Origin of the sequence: Aeromonas lacus (assembly GCF_000764665.1) — a bacterium.
Classification (GTDB): Bacteria; Pseudomonadota; Gammaproteobacteria; order Enterobacterales; family Aeromonadaceae; genus Aeromonas; species Aeromonas lacus.
Window position 1 is genome coordinate 1 of sequence record NZ_JRGM01000195.1, and the last position, 563, is coordinate 563.

Sequence of the window (563 nt, forward strand, 5' to 3'; positions counted from 1 at the left end):
CTCTTACTATTTATGACTTCAAAGTCGCAGAGGCGGAAGCACACGATAAACTAGAAAGTTCTACCTTTTACCGTATTGGTCAGAGACTTGAATCTATTGCGAAATTTATTAACCAAAAGCGGCTATCCATCCAAAAGATTGGATTCAAAAAGTCATCTAAACGCGGAGAAACCCAGACCGCTAGTGATACAAGAATCGATTTTGAGTCAACTACCAAACGGCATGAGAAGCTACCTACCCATGAAAGCCTCATCGCAGTAGCAACACTTTCTAACTCGAATCTAGAAGGTGACGATGCACTGTTTCAGGCTATGGTAGAAATCATGTTTGCAACGGGTCTGCGATTTGATGAGGTGATCTGCCTAGATGTCGATTGCTTACAGGTTAGGGAGGTTGAGGAGCAAAACGTCTTCACAGGTGAAATGGACATATTATCCATTAATGAGATCCGCTACCGAGCCAAAAAGGGGGCTGGATATCAAACCAAACCAATAACCGAAAGCCTGTTACCAATCCTAAAGAAAGGTCTGACTAGCGCCATTGAAATATTAGCACCTGTACGT

General features: G+C 42.8%; 1 pseudogene. It reads left to right on the forward strand.

The features are described 5' to 3' along the window. A pseudogene (locus LG31_RS0120095) lies at positions 1–563 on the forward strand (integrase); the annotation flags it as partial.